This is a genomic window from uncultured Nitrospira sp. (assembly GCA_902500695.1).
Lineage (GTDB): Bacteria > Nitrospirota > Nitrospiria > Nitrospirales > UBA8639 > Nitrospira_E.
The window spans coordinates 40,264-62,605 of record CABVRQ010000009.1 but is presented as its reverse complement, the minus strand read 5'-3'; the positions used below and the strand labels follow the sequence as shown (position 1 = coordinate 62,605).

The window sequence follows — 22,342 nt, the reverse complement described above, 5'->3', positions numbered from 1 at the left end:
GATCATTGCGCAAACTCGGGTATCCGTGCCCATACCCCCGTCATGAATCCCACAAGGATTTCCACCATCCAGGGAAACGTGACCAAGAGCACTACAAACATGGTGGCAACCTTTGGCAAAAAAGTGAGGGTCATTTCATTAATTTGGGTCATGGCTTGAAAAGCGCTCACGCAGAGTCCGACCACTAAGCTGAGACCCAACATGGGACCCGCCACAAGCAGTATGGTTTGAATCGCCTCCTGACCAATGCTCAAGACACTTTCAGTTGTCATCTCCTCAACCCTTTCAGACTTGTCATGAAAATATTACATATGAGGCGTGAAGAAAAAGCCGTGGGGGGCAAGCGCAAAGAGACAAAAGAAACAAAAGGACAGCATCCGATACACTCCCCGTGCCTGACGCTTCATGTCTTGCGGCCTTTCCTATTGAAAACTATTCATCAGTGCTCCCACGACCAAAAACCATCCATCAGCCAACACAAACAACACCAATTTAAACGGCAACGAAATCATGATCGGCGGCAACATCATCATACCCATGGACATTAAAATGCTGGCGACAATCATATCGATCACGAGAAAAGGCACATAGATCAGAAAGCCGATTTGAAATGCCGTCCGCAATTCACTCGTGACAAACGCCGGCACCAGGACATGGAGCGGTACATCATCGGGCGTCTGAGGATGAGGAACTTTCGCCATCTCCACAAACAAGGTTAAATCTTTTTCACGGACTTGTTTCAGCATAAACATTCTTAGCGGGATTTTGGCCCGTTCAAGCGCCACTTCCTGAGTCACCGTTTGTTCCAATAGGGGATTTAGTGCCTCAACCCGAATTTGTTCCCACACCGGCATCATAATAAACAGCGTCAAAAACATGGCTAATCCAATCATCACCTGATTCGGTGGCGCATGCATGGTCCCCAACGCCTGCCGAAGAAGACCCAGAACGATCACCACGCGTGTAAAAGCCGTCACCAGCATCAACAAGGCCGGCGCAAGCGTTAAGGCCGTCAGGAGAAAGAGGATGCGAAGCCCGAAGGTCCACGGTTCGGTCCCATCCAATCCGGACACCTGTAAACTGATCGCGGGATCCTTGGTGACCTGGGCAAGGGCCGAGGTCGATGATCCCATCACCAGACTCAGGACGAGCAGTCCCGGAAGGTCACGTCGTCTACGATACCCGCAATAGGGTTTGCTCACGACTTCCCCTCTCCCCTGACCCGTCCGACGCCTTTGGCCAATCGGATGAGCGGTTCGGATGTCACCGATCCCATTTCGGATTTCCCGAATGCCTGCCGGGTCCACTGACCCAACCAGGCGCCTAACGGCCCGACGAGCGGATTCGCAATGGAGCGGAGCCGGTCAATCCGATCGGCATCCGCCACGGTCGTCAGCAGCGTCATCTCCCGTGCCGTCGTCCCCAACACCAACACTTCTCCTGCCACTTCCACGAGCATAATGTGCTTCCCCGTCCCGACTCGAAGTCCGCCCAAAATGCGCATCACCGGATCACCGCTCTTTCCAGGCAATTCCCCGAATGTGCGCCGAACCCAGGCTAATCCTCCAAGAAGAATCAGGACTACCAGGGCCAGGGTGCCCGCCATTTTGAGCGCTTCATGCGTGAGATCCATATTTTCCTGATGCGTAGGTCGTGATGCGTAAAACGGCCCCATCGCCCTTTCACGCTGTCATCCTTACACCTAACGTCCCTATCGAAGTTTATTCACACGCTCGGTGGGGCTAATCACATCCGTGAGACGGATGCCGAATTTCTCATTCACCATCACCACCTCACCACGCGCGACTAACCGTTCATTCACCAACACTTCCAGAGGTTCTCCGGCGAGTTTATCCAATTCCACAATGGAGCCCGGTCCTAACTGCAACAAGTCCTTAATCAGTATGCGTGTGTTGCCCAGTTGCGCAGAAAGCACCAAGGGAATATCTAAAATGCGATTTAAATTCGTATCGTGGGTCGTCATTAATTGTGGCGTCTGGCTGCTGCTACCTGCCGTCACCCCCTGTTTTTTCCCCGCAGCGTTCTGTTCTTTTTCGGCGGCTTCCTGGGCTAACGCCTCCATCATTTCTTTCTCAGCATCAAATGTATCCATGTCGATGTTGTCTTCTGCACTCATGGTTTATCTCCAGGTTTCCACGATCAGTGACTGCCGGCGCCTCATCGCGTTCACCGGCCCTTACTCTTTCGCCAGAATGATGTCCTTAATCTGAAATGATTGCATGCCTTTGGTGGTTCCCGGAGAACCAAGAAACTTTGGCACTCCTTCCACTCTGGCCGTTAACAGCTGCGTGGTCCCTTGATTCAATCCGATCACATCGCCTGGTGAAAATTGCATCAATTCCTCAACCGAGATTTCCGTTTCTCCCAGACACACGGACATCGTGACATAGGCTTCCTTCAGCCTGGCTGAAAATCGTTTTACCCAGCCGTAATCCGTTTCAAACGAGTCTCCCTGGAAACTCACCTGCAGACGTTCCCGGATCGGCTCCAACATCGTATAGGGAAGACAGAGATGGAGATCTCCCACCGAATTGCCTAATTCGATGCCCAGCGTGACCACAATGACAATATCCGCCGGCAACACAATGGCAGCCAACTGAGGATTCATTTCCACCCGAACCGCATTGATGAGGAGTTTTTGGACGGGGTCCCAGGCTTTTTGGAGATTCCCCAATCCCATCAGCATGACCTTTTTCATCACACGCTGCTCTATGATGGTGAAATCCTGCCCTTCCGGTTTAACATGAGTCTGTCCGGCTCCCCCGAAAAAATGATCCACCAGCAGATACACCGTCGCCGCATCCGTGGCGATCATCGCTAAGCCGCGAAGAGGGTCCATGGAAATAATCTGAAGATAGGCCGGAATGGGAAGACGTTTGGTAAACTCCCCGAACTTCATCACCGCTTGGTTCGTGACCGTGACCTCAGCGCTTTTACGAAGCACATCGCTCAGTGAGAGGCGAAAACCACGCGAGAATTGTTGGTGGATCACATCCAGGGTCGGCATGCGCCCGCGAACGACCCATTCCTGATTCCCCAAGTCATACGAAACCGGTCCATCTTGTGATCCGTCATCTACCGGATCTTCAGGTTCCGTCTCAACGCCGCCATCGGAAACCCCGCGAAGAAGGGCATCGACTTCATCCTGACTAAGAATTTTTTCCATGTTGGACGTGGCACAAAGAAACGGCCCTGCCGTCTCTTCTCTCCTCTTTCGGACTCCTGACCTCTTACTGTTTACTGGTGATCACGTGCTCGGTACTCAAAGAACGATCCTGCCCTATCATGGCCGACGGAAGTCCTCAATCATCTATCTTTACCGTTCTTCTTTTCTGATGGATCCCCGCTCAAGAGCGGCGGGGATGATGAATTGGATCCTCATACCCGACCATGTTCATCAGGCATCCATCCCTTTCTGTCATTTCCAGTAGTGGAAATAGGGCTTCGTCCATTTACAGCCGGCGCGAGAACCAAGAAAACACCCAGCCCCGTCTCCTTACTGAATAATAAAATCCGTGAAGTACACATTGGCGACTTTTCCTTTACTCATGACTCCATTCACCCGAGTCATAATCTCTTCTCGAACCCGCCGTTTCCCGTTCACGGTTCTGAGTAATTGCGATTCCTTACTACTCAGTAGCACCAACAGCGAATCGCGAATGGCCGGGATTTTATTTTGATAATCCGTTTTTTCTTCAGGCCGGTCTAACTCAAGCTTGATACTCACTTTTAAAAATCGCAGCTCTTCCCGATCCGCTAAATTCAGAAGAAAGGGTTCAAGTTCCATCACCGGACCTGGCTCTTCATGCCCGGTCTCGGCTTTGGCATGTTCGTCGTGCTCGGCTGGCTTTTCCTCTGTGCCTCCCATGAAAAACCAGGCTGCACCTCCTCCCCCACCCAGAAGGAGAACGCCCAAGATAATGATAAGGATCATTTTTTTCCCCGCCCCCGCTTTAATGGGTGCTTCCTCTTTGGCATCGTCTTCAGCCATACATCAACCTCACACGCTAAAAAATTTTGTCGTTCATCACATTCCACTTTCCAAATCAGCAACCTTTGTGCCACTCCAACATTCTACGTACGCGAACCGATTACAACGTTCTCAACCACCTGTATTTCAATAGATTTCTGGCAAATGTTTATCGGACAATTCATTTTCCCTCCACTCATTACCAATCTTCCTTTTCGTCACTTTCTTGGCATTCCGCAGGAACCTTTGACAGGTCCGTCCCTGCTCACAAGGTCCCGTTAGACTAAATATTCTTTCTGATGACGCCCCCGGACAAAAAAAACCCCCAGGCAGATTTCCTGCCTGGGGGCTATGACACGTTATCGGCAATCAGGAATTACCGGGCGAGGTTCACGAGTTCTCCTAATAAATCATTCGTCGTCGTGATGATTCGCGAATTGGCTTGGAAGCCACGCTGCATGATAATCATGTTCACTAATTCTTCACCCAAATCAACATTGGAGGCTTCTAAGGTACTCGCAATCACTTTTCCAAATGACCCCAAGCCTGGCGTCCCGACCAAGGGAGTGCCGGAATCACCGGATTGAATAAACAAATTCTTTCCAATAGGTTGCAGACCATCAGGATTGATGAAACGTGTCAGGGCCACCTGTCCCAGATTCCTGGTTGTTCCATTGGAAAACTGTCCCTGAATCATTCCATCTTCAGCAATTGACGTCCTCGATAGAGTCCCATTTGAAAACCCATCTTGAGACAAGGTTAAGAGTACCGAGGCAGCTCCTTGCTGCAACATTCCATCAGTCCCGGTTCCCCCGTCGGTGGTAATACTTGTCCCGAAATCAAAGGCAATTTGTTGATTGGAAGTGGGGGCCGTAGGATTAGGAGATGATGGGGGACTGGTAAAATCGATCCCAGTGCCGCCAGAATTAAAATAGGTTAATGCGCTTTCCGTATCCAATAACCCGGTACTGGAATACCCAAGAGTTCCTTGTGCAACCAGGGCATTGCCTGAGGCGGCATCAAAATTCCCTGCTGTCACTGTCACCTCATTATTACTGGCAATGACGCTATAGTCCCAAGTGTTCGCCGCAGTTTTGGTAAAATACACCGTCAAATCATGGCCAAATCCTTGGGAATCATAGACTCGCACGCCAGTACTAAATTGGGAATTGGCCGAATTAGAAGGATCAGCCAAAAGCTGCGCTGTCGTGGGAGTACTCGCTAGGGCACCCGCAAACAAATTTCCACTCATATTCACTGACGTGGTGACTATCCCTGGTTGCTGCGTTGTCGTAAGGACCAAATCCCCAAGGCTTCCTACATTAATATTTCCTACAGCATCAGCCTGGTATCCTTGAAGCCGAAATCCGGCCGGGTTTACAAGGTTCCCGTTCGCGTCAACATTGAATTGCCCTGCACGAGAAAAAAATGGATTACCCGAGGCATCACTCAGCTGAAAAAACCCATCACCATCGATAGCCAAATCCAACGCGTTTGAAGTTGTTTGAAGCGACCCCTGGGTAAAACTCGGATCAACACCCAAAACCCGCACTCCTCGCCCTTCCACTAATGCACTAGATGCCCCTCCAAGACCCAAACTCGCCCCAAACAAATCACCGAAGGATACGGTCCGGGTCTTGAATCCTATGGTTTGGGCATTCGCGATATTGTTGCCGATTTCAGTGAGCGCCCGGCTGGTCGCGTTAATTCCACTCGTGGCTGAAAAAAATGCTGAGGTGATTCCCATTGGCGTTTACTCCTTCTGTGTCATATGTCTAAGACCTATTATCCGTCGTCCACGACGGTCCCTTTTATAATATGGAGATAATGTCTTCGGTGTGTAAGGTTTTTCCGCTTTGCAGAACCACCGGACTCTCCGTCCCAAAAACAATATTCGCGACCCGTTCACGCGCGAACGTAAAGTTCGAAACTGGCTGTTTATTGTTGTCTTCGGCTTTGACCCGGAACTGATATACGCCCTCCGGGACCCGGTCTCCCGACTCATTTAACCCATCCCATTGAACCTGATGCGCACCTGGAGTTTCAAAGTCCGTCGATGTGAGTTTTCTGATGATTTCTTGATCCGGACCAAGGACTTCAATGTTCACACGGGTGGCCGTTCCACTCAGCGCATAGGCCAGAGTGGCCTCATCGTCCTTTCCAAGACTCACCGTATCGCCTTCGCTGACCACGGTCCTCCCAATCAAATTCACCAGATCCAGTTGTGTCCGTTGTGTATCCTGAGCGATCAACTTTTCCAAGAGTTTATTGGTACTCGTGGTTTGCTCCAACGTGGTAAACTGCGCCAACTGCGCCACAAAATCCTCATTTTGAAGCGGGTTAGTGGGATCCTGACTTTGCAACTGCGTGACTAACAAGCGAAGAAAAACATCAGACCCGAGCGTCGATACCGCCTCTTGAACACCGGCATTGGCTGTGACGTTCGTCCCGGATTGCGTTGGGGTAATCGAATCCATGGCTCAAGACTCCTTCCTTATCCCGTCATTCATCCACAAGAGCACTGTTCAATTTCATGCCACCAAGTGCAATCCATGGTCACCGGCACGAACCGCAACAGAGGAAAGCGCTCCCGTTCCCTGATGAGGATATGTGGTTCTCCGTTGACTCGCCTGCATACCCTGCCCATGTGATTGTGTGTTGGACTCTTTCTCACCGAGGTGATCACGGACTTCTGCAGAAAATTCCTGTAACTCCATATCGCCCTGGGTCAGTTGCTCTTCCAATTGTGGAACATATTGGACAGCCAGATTTTTTAAGGTGGCCTGATCCATGAGCAAACTGGCATAGACCTGACGGTGCTGCACCCCCACATCAATCTGCACTCGATTATTTTCGGAAAGCTGTACTTCCATTTGGAGGCGTTGAAGCGCCGGCCCCGGAAGATCTTGCACACGCTCCTCCGCTATTCGCACAGCCTGACCTGAAGGGGAAGGAGACGAGGACTGAGGAAAAAATCCTGATTGAGAATGAGGAGAACCGCCCATGCCCCCACTGAGCGCCTGCCCTCCGTTCGGATCGATTCCCCCAGTTTTTGATGTGACCTCAAGACCTTCTCTGGAACGGTCACCGGTCAACGACCCATTGCCCTCGCCAAGAAGATCCAGTGGAATGCCCAGTGCAGACTCTTTCCCGTTCACCGACGATTCGCTCAGCGCGGGGGACTGCCCACTCACGGACTTCAAGCGGTCTTGATTCAATTGAACCGTTGTGGCCAGACCCGCCGGCGTTTCATCAAAGGGCAATGGGACCTGGACTACCGGGTTCACAGCAGGATTGACTGCCGGCTTGAGTACTTCCGAATGATTTTCAATGGGAAGCGAAGAGAGTTGAAACCCATTCTTGTCTGGAGCCTGAACAGGATTCAACGTTTTCACGTCAGTCTTTCCAGGATCTCCAACGGATTCTGATTGAGATTTTCCATGCAGCGCTTCGACCGCATTAAGAAGAACCTGTTGAGGATCTGTCTTGATCGACAAGTCCGGCACAGGCTGGCCACCAGGACGGCTTCCAACAGGTAGTGCCTGGTTTGATCCCTCCACAGGGAATTGCAAGCCCGGCTGATTGACTGGAAGTATGACTGGCACGCCATCGAATCCTGGTTCTACGGCGAGAATGCCTTGAAGAGCCTCAACGGCAGCGATATTGGTGAGGTTCGGGGACGCATCCTCAGGCAAAATCCCATTCGACTCTATCGGCGTCACCTGATACGGATACGGTTGAGCGTGATCCGAAAGCAACAGATTGCCCAGAAGAGCCTCAAGATCGGACAATGGCAACGGATCTCCGGTTGGAGTCCTCTCTGCGGAACGGGTCAGAGGAGAAATCACCACCGACTGATCACGAAAGATTTTCAAAAACGGGTTATTGGAAGGATTTCCTGTCGTCTTCGATTGATCGGGACCGGTGATGACAGTTTGACTGGTCCCTTGGGTTGAACTTCCAGGAGCAGTGGAAAAGAGTGAAAGTGTATTGACCATTCTGTATTACCGGGTCTTGGAATCGTTGCCTTGTTGTAACTTAATGTCCCGATATCGCCGGAGACCCTCCGACAACCTGGCGGCTTTTGCCGGTTCGACTCCCGCTAACACCCCTGCGGCTTTTTTATCTTTGATTGATGCCAAAATATCCAAGGCTAGTCCTTCTCGCATTTCTGCGATTCGCAACGCCGCTTCTTCGGGATCCATGGATTCATAAATTTTGATTAAATGGATTAACGCCGGATCCTGTTCCACATATCGCCGTTGTTCTTCTGCGAGCGAAGAGGCTTCCCCTACTAAGCGTTTACCCTCTTTGGTTTGTCGTGCAGCCAACGCCTCTAAGTCCTGCTGGAGTGCGGTGATCCGCTCTTCACGTTGTTGCAAACCACGTTCCCGCTCTTCCACCTCTTTGAGACGCGCTTGCAGCTGTTCCAATAATGTGATTTCTGCACTGGGCACTTCCTCCACCAGTCCATCTTCAACTGGTTGATTTTCAAATGAATCCGTCTTTTCCACCTCCGGCGTTTCCTGAACAGACCCGACTGTGGTGGCCCACAAAATCATGGCCAGCACCCACCACACAATGAGTGGTCGACTAGGCAACATTGTTCTACTCAGGAGTGTTGAAAAATGCCGCCAACCGTATTCTCGCCACTTGGCCGTGCTCACGTACTCCTCCGTATGCTCTGCCCGCCCGAGCGGCTGGGAACTTGCTGGAAAGGCCTTTTTGAACACTCCATTATTTGGTCTAGGCCCTACATTTCGCATATGCTGATGGAAAGGTGAAAGAATTGACATATTCCACTCCCTACTGGGTCATTTCTTCAAGGTGAGAGGTGGCATAGGCATGAGCCGTCACATCTTCTTGCATCTGTTGTTCCTGGGTCGCGACTTTCTGCATGACCTCTTCCTCCTTTTTGGCGATAACCAATTCCACCACACGTCTGGCATGGTGGGCCTTTTTTAATGTGGCCCGTAAATCGGCCAGCTTATCTTCCACATCCTGAATTTGTCTGCTCTGTTGTTCTATGGCCGTGCTGATTTGATCCATCCACTGGTAGCGTTGCTCGGCAATCATGTTGTCGATACCCACTCGTATCCGCTGTTCTAATTCAGTGGCCACCGCTTCCATTTCGATCATGAGGTCATCCCGCTTCGACCGGATCTGACTTTTTCTCCACTCCGCCAAGACGACTTCTTCACGGGCGAGATCTTCCACTTGCTTGCGAAATCGGAGTAATGTGGTCCAATTCATGGGGTCTTTCCCTTTCTCTCAAGAAGACGCCGGCCCTGTTGTGCCAACGCTTCAAGGCCTTGGCAACTTTCTGGTATACCCACCCCTTCCTCACGGGTTTGCCGGAGAAAGGCATCGATCAGCCCTTTCATGTGGATCGCCACATCAAGTCGAGGATTGGTCCCTAATTGATACGCTCCTAGATTGATCAGGTCTTCCGCATTGCGATATTCCGCCATCATCTGCACCAGGAACCTGGCAGCATCCTGATGGGCGGTCGAGGCAATATCCGACATTACCCGACTCACACTTTGCAGAACATCGATCGCGGGAAAGTGTCCTTGCATCGCCAAGCGCCGGGACAACACAATATGTCCGTCTAAAATGGAGCGGATGGAATCGGCAATGGGATCATTTAAATCGTCCCCGTCAACGAGTACCGTATACAGACCGGTAATGGATCCCGTGCCCATCGGCCCCACCCGCTCTAGGACTTGAGGAAAGAGCGTAAAGACCGAAGGCGGATACCCTTTGGTGGTAGGCGGTTCCCCGGCGGCCAGCCCCACCTCCCGTTGTGCATGAGCCAACCGGGTTAAGGAATCGACCAGGAGCAGGACCTGATTGCCCTGATCCCGAAAAAACTCGGCTATGGCTGTCGCCACAAAAGCCGCCCGGACCCGGACTAACGGAGATTGATCAGACGTGGCGACCACAACCACCGAACGACGAAGTCCTTCCCGCCCTAAATCCCGTTCCAAAAATTCCTTCACCTCCCGGCCTCGCTCTCCCACCAGCGCGATCACATTCACATCCGCAGACGTGTGACGGCACATCGTTCCCATCAAGACACTTTTCCCGACTCCGCTCCCGGCAAAAATCCCGAGTTTTTGTCCGACCCCGCAGGTCAGCATGGCATTAATGGCTCGTACGCCCAAATCCATTGGCGTGCGAATTCGCTCCCGGAGCATGGGCGCAGGCGCAGGTGCATAGAGGGCATAGCGGCGGCTGCGAGACAGCGGCCCTTTTTCATCTAACGGATTCCCGAGTCCATCCACGACTCGTCCCAACATTTGAGGCCCGACTAATAATCGTGGAGAGGTCGGATCGTAGCGAATGAGATTTCCGGCGGCGATGCCGCGCACAGCCCCGAACGGCATGACCACCACACGTTGCTCCCGAAACCCGATGACTTCTCCCTCCATCATCGACTTCCCTCGTGTGCTGAAGATATGACATCGCTGACCAACCGAGGCCCCCAAGCCGGTGCCTTCCAGAGTCAGCCCCACGGCTTTGACGACGCGCCCGGTAATCGTCACAGGCGCAATGTCGTCCAAACGCTGTTGAATCGCGGCGAGGCTCATATCCGGGGTGCCTCCAAGCCGAATTCGCTGGCCACAAGTGCCAGTTGTTGAGTCAGCCTGGCATCGAATAGTAGGCCGGCCTGTTCAACCAGGCATCCACCCGGATCCACGTCCTCATAGGCTTCAAGCACGAGATGGTCGCCATCCGCCCACTCCGGCCGTAAGGTGTGCTGAAGGGGTTCTAAGATCATGAAATCTTGCGGATGGACTTTCAGCGTCACCAGCGTTTGGGCGGGGAGCAGCCCAAGAACCTGACGCACTTGCCGAACCACAAGTTCTTTATCGATCTCACATTCCCGTAACAGGATTTTTTTGGTAATGGCCAATGCGACCTCCACAATATCCCGTTCATGTTCTTCCAATGCGAGCACCCTGGCCCGACCAATCTGATTGGCCAACCGAAGCGCCTTTTTGACTTCCTCCTCTACTTGGGCTTTGCACTGGGCACGTCCCTCGGCGATCCCGTCCTGTCGTCCCCGCTCAAACGCATCACGTTGCAGTTCGGTACAATCATGCGGTTGGGCCTCTTCGGCGCGTTGTTTCGCACTTTTGTGAACTAATTCGACCATCTGAAAACATTTGACCGTGTCATCCTGTTCCATAAGCGGCCGTACCTTAGGGGCTGTTGAATAGTTCAAAATTTTTGCCATTCCATCAGCATATGAGTGACCCAGACCCAGCAGAGAAAAATAGTGGACGGTTCAAAAAGGCTTGTCCACTCCTATCCTGAGGCTTCTCGAAGGAAAGGCCGCAGCCGTTTGGACGAGTGGAGCATACGGAGGAGTACGTGAGCACGGCCAAAAGGCGAGAACGCCGCTGGCGGCATTTTTCAACACTCCTCTTAGACCATTTGCTCCTCACCTTTTCCTCCCAAGGCTACGCGGCCTTCACCAGCCAGGCGTTGAACGGTTTTAATAATGTTCTGCTGAGAGGCTTCCACATCACTGAGCTTGACCGGTCCTCGAGTTTCCATATCTTCCTTGAGGGATTCCGCCGCGCGACTGGACATGTTCTTGAAGAATTTATCCCTGAGCGGACCATCGATCGGTTTCAGAGCCAGAAGCAATTCTTCCTTGCTCACTTCTCGCAATACTTCCTGCATCCCACGATCATCGACATTTTCCAAATCTTCAAACACAAACATCTTCCCACGGATTTCTTCAGCGATCTCCGGGTCTTTCGTTTCCAGGGCTGTCAGAATTTCCCCTTCCACATTGCGTTTCACAGAATTCAGGATTTCGGCGACCAGCCCAGTTCCGCCGATTGCCACCGCATTTTTGGAAGACCCCAGACGCAATTCGTCCTGCAGGACACAATTCAATTCATCCAACATGTGGGGTGACACCTCTTCCGTCGTGGCTAACCGGTAGACGATGGCATCCCGTTTATGTGCGGGGAGCAATGACAAAATCTGAGCCGCGTGATCGGATTCTAGGTTGGCCAGGATCAAGGCGCCCGTTTGAGGGTGTTCAATAGCCAGCAGATTGGCAATCGACGCCGCATCGAGCGATTTCAAGGTTTCAAACCCCGCATTTTCAGAAGTATTCAAGGAACTCAGAATACGGCGGGCTTTATCCTTGCCCAAAGCCGCATTGAGAATTTTGGAAAGATAGGTTTTCCCTTCTACGGAAAGACCGGCTGTCCCGGCCAATTCCCGGAATTCCTTCAACACGAGGCGATGTTCGTCCTGCCCGACATTGACCAAAGCTCCCAGATACGCCCCAATTTGGCGGATATCTTTTTGGTCCAGGACTTTTAATACTTCAACCGCCGCAGTTTCCCCGATGGCCAGCAATAAGATGGCAGCCTTTTCGTACCCGGATAATCGATTGTCCACGGATTAGACCTTTTCTCCTTGTTCTTCTTTAATCCAGGTTCGAATCACTTGAGCGGCGGAAGCTGGATTGTCTGCTGCAAGCTTAATGGCTTGCTCCTGAGGGGTCTCTGAAATTTCCGCTTCATACTCGGTGACGGTGGCGGGCAATCCCTTCTGTGGCAAGACCACTGCTGCCGCTGCGGGTTTGGTAAGATTCAGCGCCATTGGTCGAACGACAAACCACAACACCATGGCCCCAAGGAAGAAAAAGAGTACCGGCTTGAGGAATCCACCCCAGACGGCAAGAAACGATTGCACCCCCGCCGTCATACTCTCCTCACCCTCAAGGATGACGGGAGATTCAAACGGGACATTGATGACTTCAATTTGATCCCCGCGTTCTTCGGAAAATCCGACGGCTTTTTTCACAATTTGAACCAGATTCTGAATTTCCTGTTCCGGCCGTGGCACATATTTCTTTTCGGCCGCATTCTCAGCCGCTTGTCCCTCAGCGCCCTGAGCGGCTTCATAGGTCCCATCCACTAAGACCGCCACGCTTAACCGCTTAATGGCACCGGTCGGTTCAATAATTTTGCTCACTTTACGATTGACTTCATAATTCAATGTTTCATTTTTTCGTTTGGCTTCTTTTTGCTCTGTTCCGTTTCCTGCCTTGAGCTCACTTGGCACATTGCTCCTGACACCGGGAACACCAGGCCCTCCGTTGGTCGAACCGGATTCCAGCACCTTTTCTTGACTCCGGTTTTCGCTTCGCACCACCTGGCTATTGGGATCGAAGCTTTCTTCGGTGATTTCGACTTGCCGAAACTCCAACGGCGCGGTGACCCGAATCACAGACTTGTCCCGGCCCAAGACTTGGTCCAACATCGTCTGCACCCGTTGTTCCAGGTCCCGTTCCACCCGTCGTTGGGTTTCAATTTGAGAGGCCGTCAGTTGGGCGTCACTATCCGCAGAGTTTTGACTCAATACCTGACCATGATTGTCCACGACCGTCACCTGGCTGGGCTCTAATCCTTCGACACTACTGGCTACTAAATGCACGATTCCCTGGACCTGAGTGCCACCAAGAGGAGCCCCGCGCTTGAGAGTCAGGACGACCGCGGCCTGAGCTGGTTTTTGTTCCGTCGCAAACAGACGTTTCTCGGGCATCACCAAATGCACGCGTACCCGCTCGACTTGAGATAATTGACCGATGGTTCGAGCCAGCTCTCCTTGAAGCGCTCGCCTGTAATTCATTTGCTGCGTAAAAGGGGTCACGCCCAACCCGGTTCGATCGAATATTTCAAATCCCACTCCAGCCGACTCCGGAAGTCCTAACGAGGCTAACTGGAGTCGCAACTCATGCACCCGTTCGGCCGGAACTTTAATCGTATTTCCGCTGTCACCTACCTCATAGACGGCGCCTTGCTTGCCAAGCTCCTGGATAATCGCTCGCGTATCGTCGGGATTGAGCTGAGAGAACAGGACCACCAATTCCGGGGCCTTACCTACCATCATCAACATCGGAATAGTCGCCAAAGCTAACGCCACCACGACAACCACACCGATCCGTTGGGTTAGGGTTAAGGCTTGAAAATTACCAAGGAGACTGTCCATAGGATTAATGGGTTCCGCCCAACTCTTAGGATTGAAAAATTGTGGGCATCATTCTTATACTGATGAGTCGTGCCCAATGAGACCGGTGGGGGTCTCTTGCATTCGGGCCTCGACCAGGATCGGCATCATCGTCAACTCAACCATTTCTTACACCTGCATCCGCATAACTTCCTGATACGCATCAATCACCTTGTTTCTCACCTGCATCAAGAGTTTGAATGATAAGCCGGCTTTTTCACCGGCAATGACCGCTTGATGAATATTGACGTTTTCTCCATGGGCGACGGCTTCCTCTAAACGCCCGGCCTCATGTTGCATGGTATTGACGGACTCCACCGCTTTTTTCAAGAGATCCCCGAATCCCTTGTCCTGGCCCCCTGGTCCTTTGAGCGGCGTAACCCCAAACGGCTCCGAAATGCCCTCAATGCTTTTTATCGGGAGATATTCCATTTCCTCGTCCTCCTTCCTTCAAGATCGAAGAACCTTAACGACCCATTTCTAATGCACGAAGGGTCATGGTCTTGCCGGTTTCCATCACCGCTAAATTGGCCTCGTAGGCACGAGTCGCGGACATGAGATTCACCATTTCCTCGATTGGATTCACATTCGGAAGGTGTAAATACCCTTGTTCATCTGCATCGGGATGACTGGGATCGTACACGGTCCTCAACGGTCGATCGTCTTGAATCACATCCGTCACCCGAACGCCGGATGGCCCGGACTGATCGCCAAAGGCATTGGCAAATACATTGGAAAACTGCCGCCCGGCCGGTGAGGCTTGAAACACGACATCCCGTCTGATGTAGGGTCCCCCTTCCGGCGTCCGGGTGGATTCCGCATTGGCCAGATTGCTGGCAATAATGTTTAGCCGCTGCCGTTGTGCATCCAAGGCAGACCCCACGACGGCAAACACGCGATCAATATTCATTTCAGCCTCCTTTTTCCGACACCCAATTCAGATCTTCCAATCCTTCCCATCTTCAACACCAGTCAGATTCGCTCGTTCCTGTTGCGTTCCTGGGATCACCGTGATGACGGCTATCAGCTCATATGTCTTTTACCTACCGCCACTCCCTCCATCAATTGCCGCATTCCATCCATCGAAACGACCCTTTAAGAATTGACTGACCGCCATATACATCAAGGTGTTTTCCGCCATCAGGGTCATTTCCTTTTCCAAATTCACGGTATTTTCGTCTAACCCGGCTCCGGCATCCTGTTTAATGGTGTGCTCAAATATCCGGGAATCCTCTGATCCAGTGGGCACATGCTTCGGATTGGTGACGACTGACTCCAATGGGCCGTCCCCTCGAAGAACGGCATTGAACGTTTCCTGAAATGGCAGGATCCTGGATTTGTAGCCCGGTGTTTCTTCGTTGGCCATGTTAGAGGCAATCGTTTCCTGAATCCCGCTCCGGACATCCAGTGACCGCTCAAAAAGTCGCGTGCCTTCATCCCAAGGGGAAATCATCATGGCATTTTCTCCTCTCCGGTTCCCATGTTCTCATGTGTCTTCACCTCTATACCTGCCTCCCTGACCACGAAATCCCTGACGTCGTCATGTAAGTCAGCAACACCAATGCCAGAAATCATCAGTAAGGAGTGCACGGTAAGGAGAAAAAAGAGATCCTCACGTCTCTCTGGTCTGGTCTTAGGGAAACTTTTGCCCGCACCGGCATTTTTTTCCCCTCTTCGCCTGCCATTCCTCGCAACAGATAGAAGCGAGACCTTCAAGTGTTCTCCGATCGCATCATTTTACATACTCAAGGAAAGCCCACCGTTTAACTGTCGATATTCCCGCAATTTATTCCGTAAGGTACGAATACTGATTCCCAGGGTTCTGGCGGCATGTGTCCGATTTCCATCATGACGCTCCAGGGTTCTCAAAATAAGTTCCCGTTCCATTTCCCAGATAGTTCCACTTGGCGCACTGGCATGATTCGCCGTCAACACGGGTTCCTCAAACTGAAAATGCTCCATCCGTAATGGGCCGTTGCCGGCTAACAACACGCCTCGTTCAATTACATTTTCCAGTTCCCTCACGTTTCCCCGCCACGGCCTCCGCTTCAAATGCGACATCGCCTCTTCAGAAATCTCGCACGGTGTACGCCGGTTTCGCCGCAATGACCGATTGGCAAAATATTCCGCCAACAATTGAACGTCCTCCGGACGATCACGCAACGGGGGGATGGTGAACGGCATGACACTCAGCCGGTAATACACATCCTCACGAAAACGCCCAGCCTGAACTTCCTGCGCCAGATTCCGATTGGTGGTGGCAATCACCCGCACATCCACCTGCACCGGCTGCCGGGAGCCAAGACGATCCACTTCACGCTCTTGGAGGACCCTGAGTAATTTGGCCTGTAATCCCAAACTCATTTCCCCGATTTCATCCAACAACAAGGTTCCCTGGTGGGCTAACTCAAACTTGCCGCATCGCCTCGCGAGCGCACCGGTAAAGGCTCCTTTCTCATAGCCGAACAATTCACTTTCCAAAAGTCCTTCCGGCAGGGCGGCACAATTGATCGCCACAAAGGGTTGAGAGGCGCGGGGACTATGACGATGAACATGCCGCGCCAGCACTTCTTTTCCCGTCCCGCTTTCGCCTTGAATCAAAATAGTCGCCGGGCTACCTGCCACCATCTCCAACATACTAATGGTCTGCAAGACTTTCGGATCCCTGGTCAGAAATCCTTCACGCGGCTCCTCACGACGGCTTCTTTCCTGTTCCCTCAAAACATCCAGTCCTGAGACAGGCTGCTCATCTTTTAACTGGTCAATTAATTTTTCAAGACGCTCCAGGGGAAACGGCTTTTGAAGAAAATCGGTTGCCCCATATTTGAGCGCCTCGACGGCTGCATCCACTCCACCATAAGCCGTCATGACGACCACCGGCATATGGTAGCCCTGGCTTCGGACCTCCCGTAAAAATTCCATTCCCCCTTTGCCCGGCAAATTCAGATCAGTCAACACTAGCCATGGGGCATCGCGTTCCATCCGCTCCAACCCTTCATAGCCATCTCTGGCAACCGTGACGGCATAACCATGTTGACTTAATGCATGAGTCAGAGCCGATTGCAGCTGTTCATCATCTTCAACGACCAGGATGCCACGGCTCGCTCCACCCTCAGTGTCTATCATGCCAATCTCCTTTATTGGGGAAGAAATAGTTTGACCGTTGTTCCTTTGTTTGCCCGACTCTCCATCTCAATGATGCCTTGATGCACCTGAACAATGTCTTTTACAATCGGGAGCCCAAGGCCGGTCCCGCCCTGACGCTTCGAATAAAATGGCTGAAAAACCCTGGAGAGTTCTTCTTTGGACATCCCACATCCTTCGTCTCGAATACTTAATGCCACACCATTGATTCCAGGAGAGAGGGCATCTCCAATGGCCGGCAGGGACGTCCTCCGGCACTGAATTTCAATATGACCATCAGGCCGGGAGGCCTGAATCGCATTCAGGAGCAGATTCAACAGGGCCTGCTTTAATAACTGCTCATGCCCCAAGATTTCGAGAAGCGACGCTTCCCTCTGCCGATGGATGGTCAGCCGTTTTATTCTGAGGGGATAAATGGCTAACAGCTCCACATCATCCAACAGTCTCGAGAGGTTCACGCACTGCCGGTCCCGCTTCAATGGCGTGCTCGACGTTAAGAGATTCGAAACCAGCACATCCAAGGAACGGATGGCCTGAAGTAATTGATCCCCAAGCTCCCGGCGTTCCATGCCGGACTGACGGTCACGCCCCAATAGTGTGGCAAACCATTCAATACTCGCCAGTGGATTGCGAATATCATGTGCCAGCCGCCCGACCTGTTCTCCTATGGCCGCCAAGCGTGGGATCTGCTCCGTCCGTGCACTGAGCGGCTCCTCTTCGTATTTGAAGTAACGAACCGTGAGACTTGAGGGTTGATCCACCCCCCCCAACGGACAATCCCAACAGGACACCCGGCCTGCTTTCCACTTCCAGTCTGTGAAGGGAACCGTTGGCCACACCAGCGATGTCCAGAGATCCTGAATTTGCCAATTCATCTTCTTCCAATCGACTCCTCCCATCAGCACATGAGCCTCGTGATTGGCAGTGACAATCCGGCCTTTGCGGTTATAGAGCAAGGCGGGTAATGGAAGGCTTTTCACCAAACGATGAAGGTGATGATGCAGTCGTTGCGTTTCCGCATATTTGGCCTCCAGCGCCAGACTGAGGGTTTCACTGGAGATTGATGGCTCCGTGATAGGGTCGAGCGTCGGCCAGGACGTTCCCCCGTTTCTCTTGGAACTGAGCGCGATCATCGGTTTAGGATTTAATGGGGGCATCGGGTATCCTGGTTGGTGGCGTTTCATTCAATGACATTTCATCCAACACCGCTGTGGCGGCTGAACGAATCGTATGTTCCAATTCTGGAGAACGGGTTTTTAGTTCCCGGATTTCGGTAAGTAGTGTGGCGGCTTCACCGGACTTCCCCATATGTTCGAGCGAGACCGCTAACCGATACTTGGCCCAGGTGTGCAAAGCCGCTGGCACATCGAATGCCAGGACTTGATCGTACAGACTCTGGGCTTCGACATAGTCACCTTGATCAAACATGGCATCTCCCAAGCGGAGAACATCGGAAGCCTGAGTGGGTTCGATAGACACCACCTGTCGCAGGTCTTGAACCACTAATTCCATCTGCCCGAGGGCTCGATAGGCGCGTGCCCGATTCCTGAGCACATAGCGTTGTCCCGTTTCTCCATCCACATGCTGTAGGGCTGCGGAGAAATCCCGAATAGCTTCCGCATACCGTTTGTCAGCGAAGGCTTCCATGCCAAGGGCGGTCTCCACCTGCCCTCGCCCCCGGCCCTTGGGAAACTCCTGGAGGTACGACGCACCCGCGTCTCGCACCAATGAACCGTTGCCTTGCTCTTGAGCGACCACAACCTGCTGAAGGCGAATCTCTTCCCTGAGCGGACTGCTGGGGTACTCCTGTATAAGTTGGTCATACCAATGCCAGGCTTCTGCCGGAAGATTCACCTGCTGATAGGCTTGCGCAACCATCAAGAGACGCTCCCGTTCCAATGGCACCAGGTGAAACGCGTCCTGATGGTCGGCGTGAAACTTGAGTAATGGCACCCAGGCTTTCCGGTCATAGAACCAGCGAATCTGATCCTGTAACAACGACGCGAGTCGTTCTTGCGCCCCCAGACGCCTTACATCCGACGAGGCCACGACAATGAGGCGGGTGAAAGTCTGAACGGCATCAGAGTAATCCCCTAACGCCTGATAAGCTTGCCCCATCCACAGCAGGCTTTCATCAGCCACGTCGCTTTCAGGAGCATGACTTAACGCATCGGCAGTTTCCAGAACATAATCCCATGAGAGCGAAAGGTATATTTCCAAATCTTCAAACCGATGGTAGATCTTGGTCCAGTCCTCCTTGGCATGCTCCTGGGAAACAAACGCCACGACCCATCTGGTGAGTGCAGCCTGTCCACGTCGACCGGGCTCCTGATCCGGAAATTGTTGTCGGGCATAATCCGCAAAATACAAGGCGAGGTAATCATGCCCCTCCGTTCGTAATTTTTCTGATATGTGGTTGAGAGCCCTCCCGGCTGCTTCCTGATGCGGATGGAGATTGACAGTCACCAAAAATCTGGATATCGCCATGGCGGGATTTCCTACGGCAACTTCCGTCAGTCCATATTGGTACGATGACTCCACAGACTGGCGAATGAGTTCAGGCCTTTCGGCTTCCACCACCCGATACCAATAGTAGGCTTGCTTCCACGCCTTCGCCATGGCCGTGGCATCGGCCAACCCCAATGCACCCTTTACGCGATGGGCACTCCACTTAGGTTCTTCCACCACTCGCCTGAGGATCAGAGCTGCCTCCAAATATTGCTTATTACTCAGATACCCCAGACCGGCTTCAACCATGACTCCTCCCGCTAATGGGTGTTCAGGATAGGACCGGAGGAACTCTTCGAAAATCCCGCTGGCTTCTGAAAACCATCCAGCCTCCCAATACACTTCTCCCATGGCACAAAGAGCCCATGGGGCATACGCACTTGCCGGATGACTGGATTTCATGGCCTGTAACCGCTCAATGCGTTGAAAACTTTCTCTGCCTGGTTCATCCGAAGGATCAGGAAGAGAGGCCATGATCCAACGGCTCCCTTCTGCAAACTTTCCATCTTCCTGTTCTTTCAGATAGGTGGCAAACATGTCTCGCGCTTCCAAGAGTTGTCCCGCCCGCATAGCATCTTGTCCGTGTTGAATCATCTCTGGCATGACCATGTCGCGGGAAACGTACCAGGAAAACTCAGAACAGGGGCCTCCCAGAACCGTGCTGGGCCAGATAACACACGACAGGGCAATCCAAGTAAATTTCCTCACTTTTGGTTTCTGCTCCAACCTGCTGAACGTATTCAGCAAAAATTAGACCGGAGTTATTCTTGCCGAGGGCAAAAATTGATCACAGGCTTTTCGTTGATAAACCAGGAAGTTTTCTAAGAACTACGACGAGCGGACAATATTGCCGCCGTCAAGGAGTTGACGGGATGGTCAGAACCTCAGGCTGGTTCGGAAAGGGAAGGCGAGAACGGGGGAGGAATGGCCAGGGGCCTTGTATCGTTACACGTCAGCCAGATCTTCCGATGGCGCCGCACGTTGTGCGACCACTTCGGCCAGGGATTTCTTTTTTAACTTTTCAATAAGGGTGGTGCGATTAATTTGCAGAAGACGAGCCGCTTTACTTTTGACCCAATTGGTTCGCTCGAGAGCCTCAAGAATCAGCCGGTTTTCAAATTCCTCAACTGTTCTGGAGAGATCCATCCCGGCCACTGGAATCGCCGCCGGCATGGTGGGGAGATGGGAAGGTGGGAGTCGCCGGATTTTTTCCGGCAAATCTTCCGGGACAATCAACCCGCGGCGTTTTAAAATAGCAATCCGCTCAACAATATTCCCGAGTTCACGAACGTTTCCCGGCCAGGGATAATCACATAAGAGGCTCATTGCGTCCTCAGCCACACCGGTGAGTTCCGCTTTCCGCCGATCATTGAACATCGTCATGAAATGCTGGAGTAACAACGGGATATCTTCCACGCGTTGCCGGAGAGGAGGAACAAGAACCGGCACCACATTTAACCGATAAAACAGATCTTCCCGAAATTGTTTAGCCGCGACCAGGGTTTCAAGATCCTGATTGGTGGCGGCAATGACACGGGCATCCGATTTATAGGTTCGAGTACCCCCGACTCGTTCAAACGTTCGCTCCTGAAGGACGCGAAGAAGTTTGACCTGGAGCGGTGGACTCAGATCACCGATTTCATCAAGGAAAATTGTTCCTCCGGTCGCCAGCTCAAATCGTCCGACTCGTGACGCCACCGCTCCGGTAAACGCGCCTTTTTCATGACCGAACAATTCACTTTCCAATAATGCCTCGGGAATCGCTCCGCAATTGACTGGAATCAGATTTCCCCTGTGTCGCGTGCTATGACAATGAATAGTTTGGGCAATTAATTCTTTGCCCGTTCCACTTTCCCCTAAAATCAGCACGGTACTATCGGTATCCGCGACGCAATCAATCAACTGAAACACCTCTTGCATCACCTGACTGGAGCTAATGAGTTTTCCTAAACTAAATTGCCCCTTGACGGTTTTCTTCAGTTCGACATTCTCGTCCTGAAGACACTTAACCCGAAGGGCACTGGCAATGGTGGCGCTCAGGACATCAATGGAAAAGGGTTTAGAGAGGAAATCAAAGGCGCCGGCCTTAATAGCTTTCACCGCCATCTCTACCGACCCATATCCCGTCATGACAACCGTCACAGGATGATTCGGAAGCTGCATAATGCGCTGAACCAACTCAATTCCGTTGATGTCGGGAATCATGACGTCGGTCAAGACAATATCGAACCTGGAGGATTCGGCCAGAACCAAGGCATCGCTCCCTGATTCCGTGTCCACGACCTGATGCCCTTCATCCTCAAGCTGCAACTTGATGGACTCCCTCACATCCACCTCATCTTCAACCAGCAGGATCCGGGCAGCCTGCTTCGCGAGAACTGATTCAGCAGAATCAAACACTTCCATGAATGGCCTCCCTCTCAACCCATGTAAAGGCACATCCCGTTGACCCGGTTGTGCGGTGAAGGAACATAGCTACCCCATTTGACGAGGAAGGTCAAGGGTTGTCTTCTAATTTGACCCAATCGTTGCTGAGTCCCCTCTCCGATCTCCCTGAAACCCTTGAATGAACCCTGAATCTCAAATAGACGGTCAGAGCCGTTTGAGCAAAAGGTCTATTTAAGAAAAATAAAATACGTTCCGATAGGAATATGT

Annotated in this window: 22 protein-coding genes; all 22 read right to left on the bottom strand. The window is 52.1% G+C overall.

All coding sequences use genetic code 11. The annotated features are described in order from the left end of the window. Positions 1–2: 2 nt before the first annotated feature. The 22 genes from fliQ to AAH187_RS03820 all read right to left on the bottom strand — a co-directional run bounded on the left by fliQ (position 3) and on the right by AAH187_RS03820 (position 22,093). On the bottom strand, positions 3–272 hold the full coding sequence (gene fliQ, locus AAH187_RS03925; protein WP_342347130.1) for a flagellar biosynthesis protein FliQ: 270 nt from the start codon (positions 270–272) through the stop codon (positions 3–5). Positions 273–422: 150 nt separating this feature from the next. Then, positions 423–1,202: a flagellar type III secretion system pore protein FliP gene (fliP, locus tag AAH187_RS03920; protein ID WP_342347129.1), complete on the bottom strand. Its 780-nt coding sequence runs from the start codon at positions 1,200–1,202 to the stop codon at positions 423–425. Then, positions 1,199–1,633, bottom strand: a complete 435-nt coding sequence (locus AAH187_RS03915; RefSeq protein WP_342347128.1) for a flagellar biosynthetic protein FliO — start codon at positions 1,631–1,633, stop codon at positions 1,199–1,201. Before AAH187_RS03915 ends, fliP begins: the two co-directional genes overlap by 4 nt. 78 nt (positions 1,634–1,711) lie before the next feature. Next, positions 1,712–2,137: a flagellar motor switch protein FliN gene (gene fliN / locus AAH187_RS03910; RefSeq protein WP_342347127.1), complete on the bottom strand. Its 426-nt coding sequence runs from the start codon at positions 2,135–2,137 to the stop codon at positions 1,712–1,714. Positions 2,138–2,197: 60 nt separating this feature from the next. Beyond that, on the bottom strand, positions 2,198–3,187 hold the full coding sequence (gene fliM, locus AAH187_RS03905; protein WP_342347126.1) for a flagellar motor switch protein FliM: 990 nt from the start codon (positions 3,185–3,187) through the stop codon (positions 2,198–2,200). Positions 3,188–3,517: 330 nt separating this feature from the next. After that, positions 3,518–4,012: a flagellar basal body-associated FliL family protein gene (locus AAH187_RS03900; protein ID WP_342347125.1), complete on the bottom strand. Its 495-nt coding sequence runs from the start codon at positions 4,010–4,012 to the stop codon at positions 3,518–3,520. Between the two features lie 355 nt (positions 4,013–4,367). Continuing rightward, positions 4,368–5,738 carry a flagellar hook protein FlgE gene (locus AAH187_RS03895; protein ID WP_342347124.1) on the bottom strand — a complete coding sequence of 457 codons (1,371 nt, stop codon included), beginning with the start codon at positions 5,736–5,738 and terminating at the stop codon, positions 4,368–4,370. 64 nt (positions 5,739–5,802) lie between these two features. Next, positions 5,803–6,468 carry a flagellar hook assembly protein FlgD gene (locus AAH187_RS03890; RefSeq protein ID WP_342347123.1) on the bottom strand — a complete coding sequence of 222 codons (666 nt, stop codon included), beginning with the start codon at positions 6,466–6,468 and terminating at the stop codon, positions 5,803–5,805. A 54-nt stretch (positions 6,469–6,522) separates the two neighbouring features. Then, the gene (locus AAH187_RS03885; protein ID WP_342347122.1) at positions 6,523–7,989 is read right to left on the bottom strand and encodes a hypothetical protein; all 1,467 of its coding nucleotides are present in this window, start codon (positions 7,987–7,989) and stop codon (positions 6,523–6,525) included. A gap of 6 nt (positions 7,990–7,995) precedes the next feature. Then, a complete protein-coding gene (locus AAH187_RS03880; protein ID WP_342347121.1) occupies positions 7,996–8,658 on the bottom strand; it encodes a hypothetical protein in 663 nt (220 codons plus the stop codon). 139 nt (positions 8,659–8,797) lie between these two features. Further along, the gene (locus tag AAH187_RS03875; RefSeq protein WP_342347120.1) at positions 8,798–9,244 is read right to left on the bottom strand and encodes a flagellar FliJ family protein; all 447 of its coding nucleotides are present in this window, start codon (positions 9,242–9,244) and stop codon (positions 8,798–8,800) included. Next, positions 9,241–10,584 carry a FliI/YscN family ATPase gene (locus tag AAH187_RS03870; protein ID WP_342347119.1) on the bottom strand — a complete coding sequence of 448 codons (1,344 nt, stop codon included), beginning with the start codon at positions 10,582–10,584 and terminating at the stop codon, positions 9,241–9,243. Before AAH187_RS03870 ends, AAH187_RS03875 begins: the two co-directional genes overlap by 4 nt. Further along, positions 10,581–11,186, bottom strand: a complete 606-nt coding sequence (locus tag AAH187_RS03865; protein WP_342347118.1) for a FliH/SctL family protein — start codon at positions 11,184–11,186, stop codon at positions 10,581–10,583. The genes AAH187_RS03870 and AAH187_RS03865 overlap by 4 nt, the downstream gene beginning before the upstream one ends. Before the next feature lie 239 nt (positions 11,187–11,425). Beyond that, on the bottom strand, positions 11,426–12,421 hold the full coding sequence (fliG, locus tag AAH187_RS03860; protein ID WP_342347117.1) for a flagellar motor switch protein FliG: 996 nt from the start codon (positions 12,419–12,421) through the stop codon (positions 11,426–11,428). A gap of 3 nt (positions 12,422–12,424) precedes the next feature. Beyond that, on the bottom strand, positions 12,425–14,017 hold the full coding sequence (gene fliF / locus AAH187_RS03855) for a flagellar basal-body MS-ring/collar protein FliF (protein WP_342347116.1): 1,593 nt from the start codon (positions 14,015–14,017) through the stop codon (positions 12,425–12,427). Positions 14,018–14,164: 147 nt separating this feature from the next. Further along, positions 14,165–14,467 (bottom strand): flagellar hook-basal body complex protein FliE, encoded by a 303-nt coding sequence (gene fliE / locus AAH187_RS03850; protein WP_342347115.1) that lies wholly within the window; start codon positions 14,465–14,467, stop codon positions 14,165–14,167. Between the two features lie 34 nt (positions 14,468–14,501). Continuing rightward, entirely contained in the window at positions 14,502–14,945 is a 444-nt protein-coding gene (gene flgC, locus AAH187_RS03845; RefSeq protein ID WP_342347114.1) for a flagellar basal body rod protein FlgC, read from the bottom strand. Between the two features lie 129 nt (positions 14,946–15,074). Beyond that, positions 15,075–15,491 (bottom strand): flagellar basal body rod protein FlgB, encoded by a 417-nt coding sequence (gene flgB, locus AAH187_RS03840; RefSeq protein WP_342347113.1) that lies wholly within the window; start codon positions 15,489–15,491, stop codon positions 15,075–15,077. Positions 15,492–15,772: 281 nt separating this feature from the next. Continuing rightward, a complete protein-coding gene (locus tag AAH187_RS03835) occupies positions 15,773–17,161 on the bottom strand; it encodes a sigma-54 dependent transcriptional regulator (RefSeq protein ID WP_342347112.1) in 1,389 nt (462 codons plus the stop codon). Between the two features lie 11 nt (positions 17,162–17,172). Next, positions 17,173–18,336 (bottom strand): ATP-binding protein, encoded by a 1,164-nt coding sequence (locus tag AAH187_RS03830; RefSeq protein ID WP_342347111.1) that lies wholly within the window; start codon positions 18,334–18,336, stop codon positions 17,173–17,175. Continuing rightward, on the bottom strand, positions 18,317–20,290 hold the full coding sequence (locus AAH187_RS03825) for a tetratricopeptide repeat protein (RefSeq protein ID WP_342347110.1): 1,974 nt from the start codon (positions 20,288–20,290) through the stop codon (positions 18,317–18,319). Before AAH187_RS03825 ends, AAH187_RS03830 begins: the two co-directional genes overlap by 20 nt. Positions 20,291–20,632: 342 nt before the next feature. After that, complete coding sequence (locus AAH187_RS03820) at positions 20,633–22,093, bottom strand: sigma-54 dependent transcriptional regulator (protein ID WP_342347109.1); 1,461 nt, start codon at positions 22,091–22,093, stop codon at positions 20,633–20,635. Positions 22,094–22,342 lie beyond the last annotated feature (249 nt).